The organism is Pseudomonas sp. p21 (assembly GCF_001642705.1).
Lineage (GTDB): Bacteria > Pseudomonadota > Gammaproteobacteria > Pseudomonadales > Pseudomonadaceae > Aquipseudomonas.
In genome coordinates, this window is record NZ_LWBV01000009.1 from 92195 (window position 1) to 107391 (window position 15197).

General features: G+C 55.3%; 14 protein-coding genes. 4 read left to right on the forward strand and 10 right to left on the reverse strand.

The window, feature by feature from the left end; all coding sequences use genetic code 11:
• Positions 1-185: 185 nt before the first annotated feature.
• The 8 genes from A4C63_RS22685 to A4C63_RS22715 all read right to left on the reverse strand — a co-directional run bounded on the left by A4C63_RS22685 (position 186) and on the right by A4C63_RS22715 (position 8835).
• Positions 186-1052 (reverse strand): TniB family NTP-binding protein, encoded by an 867-nt coding sequence (locus A4C63_RS22685; RefSeq protein WP_063914686.1) that lies wholly within the window; start codon positions 1050-1052, stop codon positions 186-188.
• Positions 1053-1054: 2 nt separating this feature from the next.
• The gene (locus A4C63_RS22690) at positions 1055-2893 is read right to left on the reverse strand and encodes a Mu transposase C-terminal domain-containing protein (RefSeq protein WP_082888399.1); all 1839 of its coding nucleotides are present in this window, start codon (positions 2891-2893) and stop codon (positions 1055-1057) included.
• A gap of 350 nt (positions 2894-3243) precedes the next feature.
• Positions 3244-3699, reverse strand: a complete 456-nt coding sequence (locus A4C63_RS22695; protein ID WP_063914688.1) for a hypothetical protein — start codon at positions 3697-3699, stop codon at positions 3244-3246.
• A gap of 123 nt (positions 3700-3822) precedes the next feature.
• Entirely contained in the window at positions 3823-4527 is a 705-nt protein-coding gene (locus tag A4C63_RS22700) for a hypothetical protein (protein ID WP_156510913.1), read from the reverse strand.
• 237 nt (positions 4528-4764) lie between these two features.
• The gene (locus tag A4C63_RS26090) at positions 4765-5094 is read right to left on the reverse strand and encodes a hypothetical protein (RefSeq protein WP_082888400.1); all 330 of its coding nucleotides are present in this window, start codon (positions 5092-5094) and stop codon (positions 4765-4767) included.
• 99 nt (positions 5095-5193) lie between these two features.
• The gene (locus tag A4C63_RS22705) at positions 5194-6744 is read right to left on the reverse strand and encodes a hypothetical protein (protein ID WP_063914690.1); all 1551 of its coding nucleotides are present in this window, start codon (positions 6742-6744) and stop codon (positions 5194-5196) included.
• Between the two features lies 1 nt (position 6745).
• Entirely contained in the window at positions 6746-8299 is a 1554-nt protein-coding gene (locus A4C63_RS22710; RefSeq protein WP_063914691.1) for a hypothetical protein, read from the reverse strand.
• A 41-nt stretch (positions 8300-8340) separates the two neighbouring features.
• A complete protein-coding gene (locus A4C63_RS22715; protein ID WP_063914692.1) occupies positions 8341-8835 on the reverse strand; it encodes an SMI1/KNR4 family protein in 495 nt (164 codons plus the stop codon).
• A gap of 287 nt (positions 8836-9122) precedes the next feature.
• Between A4C63_RS22715 and A4C63_RS22720 the strand changes: the two genes are divergently transcribed.
• From A4C63_RS22720 to A4C63_RS22730, 3 genes are all read left to right on the forward strand, one after another.
• Positions 9123-10628, forward strand: coding sequence for a PLP-dependent aminotransferase family protein (locus tag A4C63_RS22720; protein ID WP_063914693.1), 1506 nt, complete (start codon positions 9123-9125; stop codon positions 10626-10628).
• A 112-nt stretch (positions 10629-10740) separates the two neighbouring features.
• Complete coding sequence (locus tag A4C63_RS22725; protein ID WP_063914694.1) at positions 10741-11811, forward strand: sugar phosphate isomerase/epimerase; 1071 nt, start codon at positions 10741-10743, stop codon at positions 11809-11811.
• Between the two features lie 33 nt (positions 11812-11844).
• A complete protein-coding gene (locus tag A4C63_RS22730) occupies positions 11845-13110 on the forward strand; it encodes an MFS transporter (protein ID WP_063914695.1) in 1266 nt (421 codons plus the stop codon).
• Positions 13111-13127: 17 nt separating this feature from the next.
• Here the strand turns inward: A4C63_RS22730 and arfB are convergent, their stop codons facing one another.
• Entirely contained in the window at positions 13128-13541 is a 414-nt protein-coding gene (gene arfB, locus A4C63_RS22735; protein WP_063914882.1) for an alternative ribosome rescue aminoacyl-tRNA hydrolase ArfB, read from the reverse strand.
• Between the two features lie 441 nt (positions 13542-13982).
• Here arfB and A4C63_RS22740 point away from each other — a divergent pair, with 441 nt between their 5' ends.
• The gene (locus A4C63_RS22740) at positions 13983-14675 is read left to right on the forward strand and encodes a formyl transferase (protein WP_256202969.1); all 693 of its coding nucleotides are present in this window, start codon (positions 13983-13985) and stop codon (positions 14673-14675) included.
• Between the two features lie 66 nt (positions 14676-14741).
• On the opposite strand, the gene A4C63_RS22745 is transcribed toward A4C63_RS22740, so the two are convergent.
• Positions 14742-15011, reverse strand: a complete 270-nt coding sequence (locus A4C63_RS22745; RefSeq protein ID WP_063914697.1) for a DUF3077 domain-containing protein — start codon at positions 15009-15011, stop codon at positions 14742-14744.
• Positions 15012-15197 lie beyond the last annotated feature (186 nt).

A 15197-nucleotide genomic window follows, 5' to 3' on the forward strand; every position in this document is an offset into this window, starting at 1 on the left:
AACGCATGCCGTCGCGGACTAGTAGTTGATGGAGGCGTGAAGCGAAAGCGCTTGTCCCTGCGCCCGCCTCACCTCTCACTACAATCAGCCTTCCTTCTGCCTTGTGGCGCTCTTGTAGAAGAGTCAGAGCACGCTGCAAAGGCGGTTCATTGGCTGAACTGCATACCCATCCATGCCACATCGATTCAGTCATCACCGAACGTGGGCAGCAGCATGCTGCGACTCAGGCTGATCAACCCTTTATCGATCCGCTCCTCCCCCGACTGAATCGCAAGTTTTGCAGAGGCGATTAGCACCTTCACGATTTCTCGCGTACTCCCATTACATTCATTCGCCAGATAGGCCTGGATTTCCCGGGTATGCAGCACAGAGACCCTCCTGAGCGGCATGAATTTGACGAAAGCCTTCAAGAAGCGCGAGAAATCTTCACTGTCAGCCTTCCACTCAGGTACCTCCCAGAGCCCGAAGCGCGAGCGGCATTGTGGATCTACAGACAGATGGGTTTTGAGCTCTTCAGTCCCCACGACAATCACACTCAACCCCACGTCACGGTTCGCCATACCGCGCAGAAAGGTATAATTAGGCTGAATAAGCATGCTCCTGACACCGGCCAGCGCGTTAGCCTCATCAAGGATGCAAACCGCAGCCTGCATTTGCTGCAGTCTCTCTTTTGTACGCTTAACGCCATTGGAATTACTCATCGCCTTCACTTTCTCCTTGAAGCCTATTTGGCTCAGAAAAATTTCCTGGAGATCGATGTGCCGTCCATAGGGGGCCAAGTCGATCCCGACGATACGAGTGGCTTCAGGCGTGTTGAACAGAGCCTCTGCGCGCTCCACCATCGTTGTCTTGCCGATGCCGCTAACGCCGATGAGCCCAAGACAGGAACGACTGCCGATGCGCTGAAGCTCGATCATCCGCGCGACCGCATCAAGGAAAGACTTGGTGCCGCTGGTCTTGATCCAAACGGGCATGTCGCAGTAAGCGATACGAGTCTCGTCATCTAAGAGGGCAACCTGCTGGGCTTTCGGGGCCAAATGAGACAAGTCCATGGTTATTCTCCCTCGTACTCCTCAACGTCCGCCGAGAAATCACGGAGCTGGTACGTGACATTCTTGGTTTTCTTGGCGTGGTGCTTGAGCAGTGGATCGGATCTGTCTGCAGCACCGATCTCCCGCTGCCTGCGCATCGACGGAGTGGGAAGTGCGAGCGCCTGGCTGAGCATCTTGGTGCGGGCGAGAAACGCCCTGACGGCTCGCTCACCCATCTTCCCAGCCCTTTTTCCTGCTTTAGCCAGCGACTTGATCACCAGCTCCCTAGCTGCGAGGGTTCCAGTGGTTTGCTCACGCGCAGGCACTTGAATCCACTCACCTTCGATACGGACGAGGATGGAGGACAGGTTGACCGGGTCGTACTTCACGCGTACCCGCTTGCCGACCAAAGGCCGCAGGACATCCTTTGAATAGCGGAAGCCATTGACTTTGAGCCCCGTCCTGGTAACGGTGGGGTTCTTCTCTGGCATGACCTCGATGACGAAGTTTTTGACGTTGTGGACATGCCGGGGAATGAGGGGCGCCCCCTTTTTGTCCGTCATGGCCTCAAGCCAACGCTCACGCGGCGTCCTGCCATCTGTCGCTCTAGTGTCGTGATATTCGCAAACAGCAAGCGTGAAGTACCGGATGAACTCATCAAGCGTCATCGCATGATGTTGCGCGGGATCATAATCCCTGTCCTTCCGAGTCCTAGAAGCCGTCCCTCCGGGCAGCATCTGGACTGCGCCGATGTTCAAAGTGCCCAGAACTCGCTCGCAGATACCGCCGTCCTGTTTCTGGCTACGGTAGCGAAGCTTGATCCCTTCCAGTCCGCAGGCAGCTACGAGATTCCCCGACTTGAACTCGCGAGCATTGTCGGTCAGCAGCTCGTCGAAGAGCCCATAGAACTCGTAATCGTGGTCTTCGAGACCCAGCTTCTTCATGAAGCCGTCTTTAGGCATCACCGCGTGCTTGAGCGTATGAGCAACACTGCAAAGGCTGGGATAACGGATGCTGATGTAGAAGCCGAGGATCACCTTGGTCTTGGCGCAGATCGCCAACGTGATCCAAGGACGGCCAATGGTCTTGTCCGGCTCTTCGCAGCTGGACAGAAATACGTCCGCGACGGTGTGATCCATCTGGACTTGTTCGAGCGCTCGACTGAATCCACGGAAACCATCCCTGAGCTGGAAATTGTCACCAGCAAAGTCTTTGCCACGCACAGGAACCGCTTTCTCGTATTCGGTCAGCTTGTTCATGCGGTCGCAGATGGTTTCATAGGAAGGTACCTCGGTGATTTTCAGCTCAGCGCAGACCGATTGAACCCCCTTCCATACAGTGCGGTATGACGCAGCCTGGCCGCGATACAGCCAGAACTGGTCAGCAATGATCTTCTCCATCTCGGGAGAGAGGGTCGTTGTGCCTTGCTTACGCCCACGCTTCTTCGTAAGTAGACTGATGTGGCCAATCTCGGGGTTGTAGTTGCGCCGCACCTCATAGTAACGAGGACGACTGAGCCCGCACTCCTTGGCGGCTTGCTCAGCGGAAATCTCTTTTTTGAGCTCTCGCTCGATTATTTTGAAACGATCATGCGCTTGTTCCATTTGCTTCGGAGTGAAGCCATCGATCAGTATGAGCGAGCGCGCTGATTCGATTTCTGCAATCTTGATAGCAGCGGCCTCATTGAGCGTCTGGTGATCGACAAGGATCGCGTTAGCGGCGTCAACCGCACATACTTTGTGAGTGCGCAGATTTCTTAGGTGTACTTTCCTGGTGGCCTCGTCGATGCCCTCGACCATCCAGAGATCATTGTCGTACCTAGCAATTTGGCTGCTACCGTCTGGTGCTGCATAAGAACTCATGACGGATACCTCTGCTCAGTGACCATGGAGGGCGCCTTCATGTAGAGCCCTATCGAGGCGTTTTTATGAGGCACGTTCGATAAAAGCCGGCGTTAGGCGCCGTCCGACTGGTTTGAACCATGGACTGCGAGTCCTGTTATGTTGGACAAAGAAATCCCAAGGGCTAGAAACCCTGAGATGGTTTGTTTGCCCCATCGCGTCTAATCAGACCTGTTCATGGGCTCATGACAGGCTCTTGGCTGACTGATTGATTCGGTCGTGGATCTTTTAAGGAGAGCAAGGTTTCTTACATTCGAATCTCGACTACAGCGCTAGGCCTTGCATCTCCTGACTAAACACGACATGCCGTGTCAGCCCAGGGGCTCGCAATGTTTACGCCGTTGCTTCTTCACCCCCAAGCTGGCGGGACTGAGTTCCTGGCTGTACTTGCGGCGCGCCTCGTAGTAACAGGAGCGGCTAAGCCCACATTCCTTAGCAGCTTCCTGAGCAGAAATTTTCCCACTGAGCTCCCTGACGATAATGCTGCACCTGTCCTGCGCGTCCTTCATTTGCTCAGGGGTAAATCCATTGATCAGGATCAACGAGCGCGATGCCTCTTTCGCTGCGATGTTAGCGACTGCGGCCTGAATGAGAGCCTGATCATCCACTGCCGCCACACCGGCAATACAAGCCGAACAAACCTTATTGCTGCGAACATTCCTGAGGTGCATCTGCCTGGCAGTCTCGTTGACACCCTCTACAACCCAAAGATCATTGTTGTAGAGCACGACCTTGACACCTTCACGTGACACATCGTTAAAGTTCATTACGAACCCTCCGATTAATGGCTACTAGTGGGCAGCAGAAGGTGCCTTCTGAGGGTACCGTCTGCCTTGTCTCTGTACTGAACTATCCCAGTTACAACCCTTACGATCCTTCGGCAACAGCCTCTAGTAGTACCGAAGAATCTCTTGAGAAAACAGAACATCCAGGCGTTCGGCAGTGGCGCTATACGATGGTGGCTTGATATCCAACAAAGAGCACTGCTGGCAGACTGCGCGCCATGCGCCTTTCTTGTTTGAGGCGCACTTTAGGTATTCGTCTCTGAATACTCCAGCGATGACACTTTCAACTTCCTGGCTCAGCCGAGACTGCCGTTTAGCGCACTCAGAAATCCCTCTGCGCATCTCAGGGGTGATGCCGTCGACTTGCACCTCGTGCGGCCATGGCTTTTCCAGCTCAAAGTTTGGCTGACTAACTTCATTTTTTTTGAATCCGTCAGTGGCACTGAAATCAACGTCCTGGGAAAGTTCAATGTCGATGTCATCATCACCCACCACGTGCGGGATTGTGATCCTTTTATTGGCAGGATCAATAACAACGCCACCAACAATCAGATCGGCGGAGTTGTCCAGTATCATGACCACCGCTAGGTGAATGCCTGGGAGTCGCGATGCTCCTTTTTCAGCAATTGGCTGCTTGCTTACGCGGCGCCATTCTTTGACTGTTTCGTTTGAGAATGTGCCGTCACGCGGGGATGATCCTGGCAGCAAGTTGTGTGGGCTGGGGTCGGCCTGGGGAGCAGGTTTGGCAGGAATGAGATCGTGTTGGGCTTTGGTCGATTTGGGCGAACCGGGCTCGATTGGCTTGCGCATCATTTACCTCCAATCCCGCTTTTCAAACGGCTGGGGAAATGGATAGGCTATGGGGCTAGCGGGATCGTCCCCATCACCACCTGCTGCAGGTCAATCGATGAGTTCCAAATCTATAAGCTCAAATTTGCCGTGCAGCTTTTGAGGTGTAGCACCGCAAACCCATAGTGCAAGCCTTGATTTTTCTTCTTTTTGTTTTGTCCATATAAATCAGTGGCCTGAGTTCAAAAAAATTTTTTGTCATTGAAATGAAACGAAGAAAAAGCAGGTGGTTTTTTCTTGTTTAGGGTGACGCATGGCTGGAAGGTAGATATTTGGGGAGCTTGTGGAGTGACGGGTTTCAAAGGCTGGTGACACCTCCTGCTGTCTGTTTGAATCGCCCTTGTTGTGCCGGTCATACAGACGTTGATCTTCTTTTGCTCGGACGGACATGACCAGCCGCTGAGCGACATCGGCCACAGGTTTGGCTTCTTCGGTCACTTGCTTGACCGCTTCGATCTTGAATTCTTCGGGTGAACCGAACCATCGCCTTGCAACGACGTCTCGGCCCTTCGGGCTTCCATCCGTCACGCCGGCACGCTCCGCTCGCGATCTTTCACTTTATGACCCCTTCAACATGGCTCGAGACCGTTAGACCGGCCTGTCATCACTATCGCGCTAAGCTCGCTGTCATATTTGCATCCAATACACCGTGGCCTGCCAAACCAATGCACCGAAAGCCAGAAAACCGACAGAAACCAAACCGATCATCTGTCTTTTTTGGCTCTGCTCGAGAGCCTTGTGAAGCTCGGTAAGCTGCGATTGCTCTTGCCTGGCGGTCTCGAGCTCCGTCACAACATGCTTTAGAGACAGCCTGAAATCTGCTTCTTGCGCCTGCAACCCCTGCTTAACCGCCTGGCGGATTGCCTCGAATGTGCCTGTCACCATCTTGCGAGTGTTCTGGATCGCCAGCTTGCTTTGCTTGGCAGATGCCACGACAGCTCGCTGAACTCTTTCGACCTGCAGCGAAAAGCGCTCCTCCATGTGATGGAATGCCTCACGCGCCTGCATGCTGGCCTCTACCTGCTGCTGAAGACTTTCTCCAACAATGCCGAGCTGCTCACACAAAGCAGTTTGCTGGTCATGTAGTTGCTCATTTTTCGCTTTGATTTCCTCGCGCAACTGCACGCCGGCTTGTACTTGCTGATCAAGAACTGCTTCAAGGGAACCGAACTGCTCGCGCATGGCAGCCTGCTGATATTGCAGTTGGGCATTCTGCGACTCGAAACTCTCACGCGCCTTTTCGAGGGTCAGCTCGCTTCGCTGGAAATACTCCACCAAAGCCTGCTGAATGCTTTCAACCTCTAGCGTGAAACGCTCTTCCATTTGTTGAATGATCTTCTGCTGCAAGGTCACGCTCGATTCGAACGCTTGCTCGTTGGCTTGCAGCTTCAGCTCCAGGCTTTCTTCAAGAACCGCGAGCTGCTCATGGAACGTAGCTCGGTCATGCTGCATCTGTTTGTTCTGTGCATCGAGAGCATGGTGCACCTGCCGCTCTGCAGTCGACCAACGCTGATCCTGCTCCTGCAAGCTTTGACGCAAGCACGCTAGATAATTCTGGGTCGACTCTTTTAAACGAAGGTCGACACTTTGATTCAAGTCTTGGTTAGCTTGCTGAATGGCCCGCTCAGCATCAGTTACCCTCACCACACACCCCACAAGCTTTTTCGCCTGCTCTTGGGTGATGCCTTTGGCTTGCATCAGTCCTTCGTTGGCAGCATTAATTTCTCGTTGTTGCTGCTCTAGTAGCCTTTGCTGACTGAGAATCTTGCTGTTTTGCTCCTGCAGCGTATCGGTCTGACTTTTCAAAATATTCTGTTGCTGTAACAGAACGCCTTGCTGATCATGCAGGATCTTGGAGATTGCTGTATTAACAATCAAAAGCTGTGAGGACTTCTGTGTCAGGCTGCCAATCGACCTGTTCAAGTCCAGTTGCGCATCCTTAACCGCATCGTCCCTATCATTCCACCAGTTACCGAGGAAGTTACCTTCCTTTTGTTCACGGCGCGCGCGCTCCAATTTACTGGTGGTTGTTTGAACCGAAGCTTGGGCATCGGTCATTCCCTGCACCAGCTCCCTGATATTGCTCTGGCGGATGATCTGTTCCGGCACACTAACCGAAGAAAAGGCTTCGACAATCTGGAGGTCTTGCCGCGTCGCAGTACGGTTGTTCATTTCCATATCAAAGCAATTCCAGAAAATCTTCGATGTCACGTTGGCTGGATTCGATGTACTCGATCATCGCCACGCTTTTAGCCACCTGTTCGCGTGTCTCGGATACCGTTTGCTCGAGACTGACCAAGGTCGCATCCGCCATTCGCCCCGAATCCGCTAACGTCTGCCCGATACCCTGGTAGAGTATGATCGAATGGTTGAAAGCGCTCACATTGCGCAGTGAGCTCTCTGACAGCTCAACCAGGCCTTGGGCGAACTCCTCCCGGCGCCGAGAGTCAGCAATCAGTTCATCCATGAATCTCTCGTCGTACCCATGACGATAGCGATCGAACATGCAGTCGATTTGATAGGCAAGAAACGCCGACAACAAGCCGCTCAAGGTTCCAATTAACGCCGACGATAAGATATCTGCCACAGGTAGCAGAAACGCCATGCTTGAGATGAACGTTTTCACCGTCTCCTGAAGCAGAATGCCCACCGATGAGACCACCACCGTACCAAGCAACTTCAAACCCTCCTGCAGCGCTTGATCGGGCGTCAGGTGCGCGGGCGGAAAGAGGATCATCTTGAAGGCCCTGAATAAACCAATCAGGCCCTCTCGAATGACGGTGACGAAGCGCTTGGCAGTGGACAGGAACTCGTTGAGCACAAAGGTCAGCAAATTGCTCATAAAGCCGCTGATGCCCCCTTGGAACATCTGGGAGACTGCATCGGGAATTTTCTTTAGCACTCGCTCTGCCACGCTGACCAAGCGTTGACGGATTTCTTCGAACAAAGTTTTCCCTTGCTCTACCCCATGCTTGATCAGAGCTTTGATCTCATTGAACAGCCCATTGACCAACTCATTGAGCAGCATACCCAACGCTTGACGCATCCCCATCTGGGCTGCTTGGTTTGCACCTGTCTTGAGGAGTTCACCGGTTTGTTTGACTCTGATCGCACGGTTTGCAGTGCGCTCAAGGAAGTCCTCAGATCGTTCCTTTGCCGCCCTCATCCGCTCCGGATCGAGCTCCAGACGGTCAGCCTGAGTCTTGCCATCGATTACCTCATCAGCAAACTCAAGGATATCTTTAGCGCGCTTGGGGTTGTTCACATCCCGGTGCGTGGCAACCAGGTTTTCGGTGTTGTTGGCAACATCGCTAAGACGATCCAGGCCCTCACCTGTGTTGTAAGCCAGATGGTTCTTGCGATCGCCATAAATTTTCTTCAGGGCCGTCACATGGTCGGCCTCTAGATGTACAGGGTCAACCTGCTTACCGGTATAACCGTCTATTCCTGGTGCCTTCAGCTTATCCTTGACACTCTGTTTGATGTCCTTGAGCTTGCTGCGGTCGTACCGCTCGCGGGAAGCGGCATAGGTTTTCTGGTCTTTTTCCGCCACATAATCGGCGCTGGCGTTTTCGAAGTTATGTACGGTGGTGACATTGCCGCCATTGCGATCCTCGAACATCGCGGTAGACAGGCCGAATGGCCCAATGATCTGGGCAATGACCTGTTGCTGACAATCGCTGAACAACTTCTGCAGCCGCTGTTCCTTCAACTCGGTAAGGGTCGGTTCCATACCTATTCCTTGGATATCGTAGTGGGTGAGCAGAGGTGCTTTCAGAAAAACCGAGCAAACCAGTCAGTGAAGCTTTCACTGACTACACGGCGCGCGCCGTCGTCGTGCCATACCGAAATCACCTGTCCAAATCTACCACCCGCAGCAGGCCTAAGATCGAGGCAAAGGTAGTCGCCACTCCCATTGGTAGCGAACGGAATCCATCCAATGTTCCACCAATCGTCCTGTACACCCGGGTCTGCTTCAGCCCCGCTATTATCGAACCCTGAACTTTCAGACTGTTTTTTCCAGAACGCCCAGGCATCCAAGATCCGCGCACTGGAGAGCCATTGATAAGCACCTAGCAGCGGCTCGCTGTTGCCCATCTGTCCATCGTGGCCACGCAGGGCATCAAGGAAATCTTCAGGCAAGCTGACGCCCAACTCACTTTGCAACTGTTGAAGAGTTTTACTCGTCGCAGGTGGATTCAGATCGGCCAAAATTGCCGGTTTATGCGCTTGCAACGACGCCTCGAATAGCTGCCATGCGTGGGCCATAGTAGATTCCCCGAGAGTTGGAAACTTTCATAGCAGTAACAACCTTACCGCTGTGGTCTGCACCTTTTATCGGCTGAGACTCTATAGGCTTGAATTAAAGTATTAGGCTCTGTACGAAATACCGCGAAACCGAATCGCGGCCCCGCCTGAGTGATCGCCTGCACGACCGGAGACCAAAGCCCCCAAAACGCCGAACGGATGACTTATCGGGTATCGCTCGCTACCCTGACCTCCCCTTCGCCTGACGGTTTCCAGGTCAAATCCCATTCCCCCCAGACGAGCATGTCATGAAATCCCCAACAGGTTTGCTGCTGTCGGCTATCGAACTGGACCGTGCCAGTGCCATACCCCTGTACCGCCAGCTGTATCTGCAGATTCGCAAACAGATACTCAACGGCAGAATCCAGGGGGGCGTGCGCCTGCCGTCGACCCGGACCTTGAGCATTGAGTTGGGGCTGTCGCGGATCACTATTCTCAATGCTTTCGATCAGTTGATTGCCGAAGGTTTCCTGGCCTCGCGCACGGGTGCAGGTACGTATGTCGGTACTGAGTGGGAAAGCCGGAGTATCGAGGACGAGCCACCGCGCCAGCCACCGCGGCTGTCCGAACTGAGCCAGTCGATGCTGTCGCTGCGCAGCGATCATTTTCGCGGGGTGTCGTATGCCGACTGGGATCCGGCGACGCCGACCTCCTTCCTGCCTAGTCAAAGCACCTATGAAGAATTTCCGCAGGCCATCTGGCGGCGCCTGATGAACCGTCATTTGCTCAAGCCAACCAAGGCGATTCTGGGTTATGGCGAGCTACAAGGCTTGCAGGCGTTTCGCACCGCGATTGCCGAATACGTCTTCGATGCGCGAGGTATCGACTGCGACGCCGGGCAAGTGGTGATCGTTTCCGGCGCGCAGCAAGCGTTCAACCTGCTGGCCATGCTGCTGCTCAATCCGCAGGACAGTGCCTGGATGGAAGACCCTGGGCACATCGCCGCGCGGATTGCGTTGCAAGCCCAGGGGGCTCGGATAATTCCATTGCGGGTTGATGAGCAGGGGATCGATGTGCAGCAAGGCCTTGCCGAGTGCCCTGATGCGCGCCTGGTATTTTGTACGCCTTCGCGTCAGCATCCTTTGGGTGTCACCCTGAGTTATGAGCGGCGCCAGGCACTCATCGCCTGGGCTACGCAGCATCAGAGCTGGATCATCGAGGACGATTGCGACAGCGAGTTTCGCTACAGTGGTCGACTGCTCCCGGCATTGTTTGCCTTGGACCAGATGGCCCGGGTGATCTACGTCGGCACGTTCAGCAAAGTGCTCTTTCCGTCGCTGCGGCTGGGTTACGTGATCCTGCCGCAGGCTCTGGTCGAGCCCTTTTGCACCCTGCGTGCGGTCATGGACCGCAGCCCGCCCACACTGCTTCAGGCCACAACGGCGGACTTCATGCGCGAAGGCCACTTCCTGGGGCACATCCGCCGCATGCGTGCACTGTACAAGGCGCGCCAGCAGGCATTGATCGAACAACTTGAAAAGCAGATCGGCAGCTTTTTCAGGATCACTCCGACCGATGCTGGCATGCACCTGATCGCCTGGCTGCCCCCCGAACTCAGTGACACGGACATCGCCCGGCAACTGGCCCAACACAACATTCATACCTATGCCTTGAGCGACTACCGCATCAAGCATGACCTGCCGCCTGCCCTGTTGATCGGCTTTGCCGGCACGCCTGAAAAGCAGGCTCGGGAGCGTGTCGAGGAGCTGGCCGAGGCCCTGCGCACGCTGGGTTATCTCCCGCCGACCACTTGATGCGAGGCAAGTGGCCTTATCAATTAATTGATAATGGATCTATCGAGCGTTCCTGACTGGCGCGATAAAGGCTGCGCCGGTAGACCCGGTGTCTGAACCAGGAACGACGCTAATGAACAATAAGATCCAGGAACGATTCAACGCCTTGCTCAGCCATAAGGTGGTCGAACACGAGGCGGCTCCAGTGCTGACCGAGGCACTGGCCCAGCGGTTGCTTGAGCGTCTCGGGCAATTGCGCCTGTTTGCCCACGCCTATCCGCTACTGACCAACCTCACCCACGGTCGTGTCACCCCCGCCGACCTGCTGGACTTCGCCTATCGCCACGAGCTGCAAGGTCTGAGCCTGCACTTGCTCGACGGTGAGGAAAACAGCCTGAGCCAGATGTCGCCAGAGCAGCTCCAGGCGTTTGCCAGCAAGGCCAAGGCGCTGGGGCTGGATGTGCACCTGGAAATCAGCAGCACGCTGAAAAAGGATGTCGACCAGGTGATCGCCATCGCCAAGGCCCTGGGGGTACGCAACATCCGTGTCTACTCACGTTACGAGGGCACGCTGTCGCAGGTCATGGACGTGATCGAGACCGACCTGCACTACCTCGCACAACAGGCCGACGCTAACGATCTGTACTTTGACTTCGAGCAGCATGAAGAACTCAAGAGCAGCGAAATCGCGCAACTGCTCAACCGCCTCAACCACCCTCGCCTGCATGCCCTGTTCGACTTCGGCAACATGATCAATGCCTGTGAACAGCCCTTGCAGGCCCTGCACAACCTGGCGCCGCACATCCGCCAGGTTCACCTCAAGGGCGTGCGCATCGTCCCCGAACAAAACGGCTTTGGCCATTACGGCGTATTGCAAGGCAGCGATGAAGACGATCTGCCCAGCGCCCGCATGCTGTTCGAACTGTTGATGCTGGGCGAAGCAACCCCACAGGTGATCGCGTTTATTCTTGAGCAGGAAAACCACTACGTGGCCCCGGCCTTCCGTCAGCGCTTTGAAGCAGCCGATCCATTCATTGCTTACCGGGAGATGAGCGAAACGCCGCTCCCGAAAGGCTACTCGCTCGAGCGCATGCTGGCCGACGAACACCGCTGGGCAAACAATCAGGTGGCCTATGTCCGACGCGTGCTGGGCGAACTGCGCACCTTGGCTGAACTGACCCTGGCCACCCCTTCCAACGCCTGAACCTGACGACCCGATTACGCTCGGAGAACAATAATGACAACTCAAAACAAGGCCAAATGGCTCAGATTCCTGATTCTCATCCTCGGTGGCGGTACCATTTACAAGTTGGCGAACCTCAAGGACGCCTTCTACGTCCCCATGCAGGAGTTCATGGGCCTGAACCACACTGAAATCGGCATGCTGTTGAGTGCCAACGCGATCATCGCGACTGCACTGTTTGTGCTTGGCGGCCTGCTCGCCGATCGCTACGACACGCGCAAACTGATCCCCCTCGGCCTGATCGGGACCGGAAGCCTTGGGTTGTACCTGGCAACCTTTCCGCCCTTCAGCAGCCTGCTGATCGTGTTCAGTCTGCTGGCCGTCTGTGCCGACTGCCTGTTCTGGCCATCGCTGCTCAAAGCCATCCGTAATCTGGGTGACGATCAGGAGCAAGGCCGGTTGTTCGGCCTGCTGGAAGGCGGACGTGGCGTGGTCGATACGCTGGTGGCCTTTTCCGCACTGGGCGTGTTCGTCGCCATGGGCTCAGGGGAAACCGGCCTGAAGTCGGCGATCCTGTTCTACTCGGTCATCGACATTCTGGCCGGCACCCTGACCTGGCTCCTGCTCAAGGGCGGTAACGCGCAATCGGTCGCCAGGCCGAAAAACGGTCTGGCGAACCTGATGGAAGCGATCAAGGTACCCGGCATCTGGTTGGTCAGTCTCAACGTGTTCATGGTCTACATCGTCTACTGCGGCCTGACCTATTTCATTCCCTACCTCAAGGAAATGTACGGGTTGCCCGTGGCGTTGGTAGGCGCCTACGGCATCATCAACCAATACTTCCTGAAAATCCTCGGCGGGCCTGCCGGCGGTTTCATTGCTGACAAGCAGTTCAAGAGCACCAGCCGTTACCTGAAGTGGGCATTTCTGGCGCTACTGCCGCTGATGGGCGTGATCATGCTGATTCCTAAAAGCCCGGGCTTCATCTATGCGGGGATGGCGGCCACCCTCTCCTTCGCCCTGATTGTGTTCTCGATGCGCGGCGTGTTCTGGGCGCCCATGGGCGAAGTCGGCATTCCCCAGCACATCACCGGTTCGGCCTTCGGCATCGGTTGCCTGATCGGCTATGCACCCGGCATGTTTGCCTACGTCATCTATGGCGCGATCCTGGATCACTTCCCTGGTCAACAGGGCTACAACTATGTGTTCATCCTGATGAGCGTACTGGCCATTGCAGGCTTCATGGTGTCCAGCCTTCTCTATCAAGCGGTGCGCAAAAAATCCATGCCCACTGGTGGGGTCAGCGCGGTACAAGCCTGATCAATGAACCGGAGCGCCTAGAACTCCACCTTGCCCCGCCCGGCCTTGACGGTGCTGCGCCTGGCTTTGCCTTCAAGGCGGCGGGTCTTCGAGCCAAGGGTAGGCTTGGTGGGACGGCGTTTCTTCTCGGTCTTGCCGGCGGCGATGATCAACTCGGCAAGACGCGCCAGTGCGTCAGCGCGGTTCTGCTCCTGTGTGCGGTATTGTTGTGCCTTGATGATCAACACGCCGTCGCCGGTGATGCGACTGTCACGCAGCGCCAACAGCCGCTCCTTGTAAAATTCGGGCAGCGACGAGGCGGGAATGTCGAAGCGCAGGTGCACGGCGCTGGACACCTTGTTGACATTCTGCCCACCTGCGCCTTGCGCGCGGATGTATGTCAGTTCGATGTCGGCATCTGGCAGGTGCACGTTATTAGAGATGGTCAGCATGGCATGGCCCTTGTGATTCCCCTCCATTATCACAGCCTTCGCTGCTCGCCCACAGAACAAAATACGGTTGACCTCAACCACACTGATCGAGGCACCCCACTCCGCCATTGCCGGTAGCCTCGACATCTGCCGCCTTCCTCAAGCCTTTTGCATAAATGCAACTATGCTAGGTCTGCTACCCGAACGGACCGAGCAGATCGAGCCTTCCGTCCATACGTCATGGCAAAACAATGGTAATGGGATTGATCCGCTTGTGTTGAATTGGCCATTGCAGCATCTCAAGGCAGGTCTGCCGGAGGTCTAAAGTTGCGAATCGCTTTTCTGGTGAACCGGGACGTTGAGAGCAATCTCACTCTCAATTACCTGTTACCCGAGATTCACGAGAGCACAGTGGGAATTTTCCTCTCGGAGAGAGTGGGATCGGGCAGCAAGGTGCCACGCATGCTCGGACAACTGGCATTGATCGAGCAGGACTTCTTCAATGCCTTGCCCCCTGGGTTAATCAGATCGAGCGACCAGGTCAGCAGCGGGCTTCGATTCGGTTTTGCAGACCTGCAGCAACGCTTTGGGGTTCCTGTACAGGTATTGCCCAGCTTGAGGGATCCTGCGGGCCTGCAAATGCTGCAGGATGCGGGAGCGGATCTGTTCATCTCAATCCGCTTTGGTCAAATCCTGAAGAATGAAGCGTTGGCAATTCCGTCACGCGGCGTCCTCAATCTTCACTCTGGCCTCTTGCCTCAGTATCGAGGTGTTCTCGCGACCTTCCGGGCGCTGCTGAACGGGGCCCCGGAGATCGGCTGTACTCTCCATTGGATTGACAGTCCCGGCATTGATGTTGGTCGCATCATCGAGACTGCCCGGGTGGCAGTCGACAAGGAGCGCTCCTTGCTGTGGCACATCCTTTCACTTTATCAACCAGGCGCACGTCTCATCATGAACGCAATCAGGCGCTTGGAGCACAATGAGCCTATGCCGGGGACGTTTCAAGATCCATCTGCCGGGGCCTACTACTCCTTTCCCAGCGAAGATGACCTGATGCAGTTCACGACACTGGGGTGGCGGCTCTTCGATCGCGAGGACGTTTGGGAGCTTTTCGAATCGTACGGATTTCCGTTGCGAATAAATACTCTTTAAGAGCTGAACGGCGGCAGCTAATGTGAAGGCGGCCGCGTTTCGCGGACCGCCACGGGTGGAATGAGCTCAGCGCATCATACCCAGCTCGGCATCGTCCATCAGCGCCTTGGCCAACGCGCTAAGGTAATGCGCAGCCCAGATCATCATCGGCTTTTCGTCCATCAACCCGACAATCGTCAGTTCCCTCACGTACCCCATCAATTCCGAAGCCTGCTCCCGAGCGCTCTTGCAAGGAATGCCGGCTTCGATGCGAAACAGCGGATGGGTCTGGTTTTCACCTTGGTAGAACGTGGTCTTGCCTACGGTGGTTTTCTCGTTCGATTCGTCAGTAGTCAATTGCTTATTACCTTTATGAGAGCGCCACCTGACTGCTGTCAAACAGAAGGGTGGCAGCTGTACGTAGGTTGACAGACCGGCGGAATAAGCAAGTTCCGGCGCACGCAAGCGTGCCCCACGCACAGCCACCATAAAAGGAAAGCCGAATGCTTAAACCGTTGCGGCCTGTCAAAGCCGTGTCACTGA

What these genes read in the sequence shown, in the direction of transcription:
- A4C63_RS22685 (WP_063914686.1), bottom strand. Translation starts at nt 1,052, where the DNA reads ATGGACTTGTCTCATTTGGCCCCGAAAGCCCAGCAGGTTGCCCTCTTA.
- A4C63_RS22690 (WP_082888399.1), bottom strand. Translation starts at nt 2,893, where the DNA reads ATGAGTTCTTATGCAGCACCAGACGGTAGCAGCCAAATTGCTAGGTAC.
- A4C63_RS22695 (WP_063914688.1), bottom strand. Translation starts at nt 3,699, where the DNA reads ATGAACTTTAACGATGTGTCACGTGAAGGTGTCAAGGTCGTGCTCTAC.
- A4C63_RS22700 (WP_156510913.1), bottom strand. Translation starts at nt 4,527, where the DNA reads ATGCGCAAGCCAATCGAGCCCGGTTCGCCCAAATCGACCAAAGCCCAA.
- A4C63_RS22705 (WP_063914690.1), bottom strand. Translation starts at nt 6,744, where the DNA reads ATGGAAATGAACAACCGTACTGCGACGCGGCAAGACCTCCAGATTGTC.
- A4C63_RS22710 (WP_063914691.1), bottom strand. Translation starts at nt 8,299, where the DNA reads ATGGAACCGACCCTTACCGAGTTGAAGGAACAGCGGCTGCAGAAGTTG.
- A4C63_RS22715 (WP_063914692.1), bottom strand. Translation starts at nt 8,835, where the DNA reads ATGGCCCACGCATGGCAGCTATTCGAGGCGTCGTTGCAAGCGCATAAA.
- A4C63_RS22720 (WP_063914693.1), top strand. Translation starts at nt 9,123, where the DNA reads ATGAAATCCCCAACAGGTTTGCTGCTGTCGGCTATCGAACTGGACCGT.
- A4C63_RS22725 (WP_063914694.1), top strand. Translation starts at nt 10,741, where the DNA reads ATGAACAATAAGATCCAGGAACGATTCAACGCCTTGCTCAGCCATAAG.
- A4C63_RS22730 (WP_063914695.1), top strand. Translation starts at nt 11,845, where the DNA reads ATGACAACTCAAAACAAGGCCAAATGGCTCAGATTCCTGATTCTCATC.
- arfB (WP_063914882.1), bottom strand. Translation starts at nt 13,541, where the DNA reads ATGCTGACCATCTCTAATAACGTGCACCTGCCAGATGCCGACATCGAA.
- A4C63_RS22740 (WP_256202969.1), top strand. Translation starts at nt 13,983, where the DNA reads ATGCTCGGACAACTGGCATTGATCGAGCAGGACTTCTTCAATGCCTTG.